The organism is Stieleria sp. (assembly GCF_041595215.1).
GTDB classification, from domain to species: Bacteria; Planctomycetota; Planctomycetia; order Pirellulales; family Pirellulaceae; genus Stieleria; species Stieleria magnilauensis.
The window spans coordinates 1-2,750 of record NZ_JBFHKV010001105.1 but is presented as its reverse complement, the minus strand read 5'-3'; the positions used below and the strand labels follow the sequence as shown (position 1 = coordinate 2,750).

The 2,750-nt window shown below is 58.7% G+C and carries 1 protein-coding gene; it reads left to right on the top strand.

Features of this window, described 5'->3' with window-relative positions; translation table 11 throughout:
- Positions 1–321: 321 nt before the first annotated feature.
- The coding region (locus ABX749_RS28525; protein WP_372899022.1) for an exo-alpha-sialidase at positions 322–2,750 on the top strand (2,429 nt) is incomplete at its 3' end.

The following is a 2,750-nucleotide window of genomic DNA, read 5'->3' as shown; positions in this document are numbered from 1 at the left end:
TAGCATCCGACCCCGGAGAACAACACGACCTTTCTGATTCGGCTGCCGAGATCGCACACGCGTTACGCGGTGAGTTGCAAATGAAGCTGAAATATATGCAGGCCCGGATGGCAACACCGCCTGGACAAAAAGAGGCAGAATGATTGCCATGCCCGGTCATGCAATCACGTCATCACTCCCCACCTCATCATTTTGCCCCGTATCATTCTGCCTTCCCACCACTCCCTCCCACCCAACCATTCAACCCAACCTTCCCATCGTTTTCCCTTCCTTGCTCCCTCCCGCCTTCCATTGTTCTGCCAATTTCCCCACGACAAAACCATGAATCGCCACCTCCACCCTCTACTGCTTCTTGGACTCGTCCTGGTCAACGGTTCCCTGCACGCCGCCGATCCGGATTGGAAGCTTCAACCGCTCGAGTACAACAACCCCGGATTGGAAGTCGATCTGGGAGTCGGGCTTTGGGCCTGGCCGATGCCGATGGATTACGACGGCGACGGCGACATCGACTTGCTGGTTGCCTGTCCGGACAAGCCGTCCGGCGGCGTCTATTACTTTGAGAACCCGACCCAGGATCCGAGCATCAAGATGCCGGTGTTCAAACCCGGCGTTCGACTCGGCAAGGCCGGCCACAACTTGCAGGTCAGTTATGTCGATGGGCAGCCAAGGATTTTGCAACCGGGGAGCGAATTTCCGCGTGACGCATCGACCGGCACGTTCGATTTTGACAAACCTGAAAAGATCTACCCCAAGTCCAACGTTCATGCCAATCGTGTGCGTGGCAACATGTGGCGTTACGTCGATTTTGATGGCGACGGCGATCAAGACATCGCCGTCGGCACGGGAGACTGGACGGACTACGGTTGGGACCACGCCTATGACGCGGCTGGGCGATGGCGAAACGGTCCGCTGCATGGAAACGTTTACATCACCGACAACGAAGGGTCGGACGAGCAACCGAGTTACTCCTCGACTCCCCAACGTCTCACCGCGGCCGGTGGCGACATCGATGTCTACGGCTGGCCGTCGCCGAACTTCGCGGACTTTGATGGCGACGGGGACTTGGATCTGCTGTGCGGCGAGTTCTTGGACGGGTTCACGTACTTCGAAAATATCGGATCGCGCACCGGGCCGGTTTACGCTGCCGGCGTCAAACTCAATGACAACCTGGGCCAGCCGTTGGTGATGCATTTGCAAATGATCACCCCGACGGCCATGGACTGGGACGGCGACGGCGACATGGACTTGATCGTCGGTGACGAAGACGGTCGCGTGGCGTTGATCGAGAACACCGGCAAGCTGCGAGAACGTCAGCCGGTCTTTCTCACGCCGCGATATTTCCGTCAGCAGGCCGACACGTTGAAATTCGGTGCGCTCGCCACGCCCTTTGCCTACGATTGGGACGACGATGGCGATGAAGACATTTTGTGTGGGAATACCGCCGGCAACATCGCTTACTTTGAAAACCTGGGCGCCGGCAGCAACGGGATGCCGAAGTGGTCGGCACCGTCGCTGGTGGAAGTGCAATCGGCCGATGGACGAACCAGCGCGCCGTTTCGCGTGATGGCCGGGCCCAGTGGTTCGATTCAGGGACCCTGTGAAGCGAAGTGGGGCTACACGACGCTTTCGGTCGCCGATGTGGACGACGATGGTGATCCCGACATCGTTTACAACTCCATCCTTTCCCGCGTTCAGTGGTTGCGAAACGACGGCGGCGTGATGGTCGAAGCGGAGACCGCGGGAACGCCCACGGAGGCTCCGCCGGCGTGGTACTGGTGGCGAACCAAGAGCCAGTCGGCGCTCACCGAGTGGCGGACGACACCGTTGGTCATCGATTTTGATGCCGACGAGAAACTGGACCTCGTGATGCTGGATCAAGAAGGCTATTTGACGCTGCGATCCGATGCCGGCGAAGCGCAACGGGTGTTTGTCGATGAACAATTGCAACCGATTCGATTGAACGAGAAATCGTGCGGCGGATCCGGTCGCTACAAGCTTGCCGTGGTCGATTGGGACGGTGACAAGCGGTTGGATGTGTTGGTCAATTCCGAGAACGCGATCTGGTATCGCAATTGTGACACGGTCAACGGCAAGATTGTCCTGAAGCGGATCGGCAATCTGGCCCGCCGTAACGTCGCCGGACACACCTCCAGCCCGTCGGCTTGCGATTTGAATCACGACGGCAAGCCGGACTTGATGGTCGGCGCGGAAAACGGTCGGATCTACTACATCGCCCACGACGACTGCATTGAGTATTCCGACGAGCAGGTCGCCGCCGACATCGTCAATGAAGCAGAGGCACCACGTATGCCCGGTTTGGTGAGCGAAGAGTTCATCCATAACAAGATGCCGACGAAGGAATGTCACGCATCGACGATTTGTCAGACCAGTCGTGGATTGGTCGCGGCCTGGTTTGGTGGAACGAAAGAGAAGCACAAGGATGTCGGGATCTGGACCAGCTATCACGATGGAAGCCGCTGGTCGTCGCCCTCGCAAGTGGCGACCGGTGTTCAGCATGATGGCTTGCGTCATCCGTGTTGGAATCCGGTGCTGTTTCAACCTCCCGGCGACGCCCCGACGCTGTTGTTCTTCAAAGTCGGCCCCGACCCACAGAGTTGGTGGGGCGAGATGATGGTCAGCTATGACCGCGGGCGAACGTTCCGCGATCGAGTTCGACTGCCCGAAGGCATCGACGGTCCGGTGCGGTGCAAACCAATCCTGACCGATGACGGGCGTCTGTTGTGTGGATC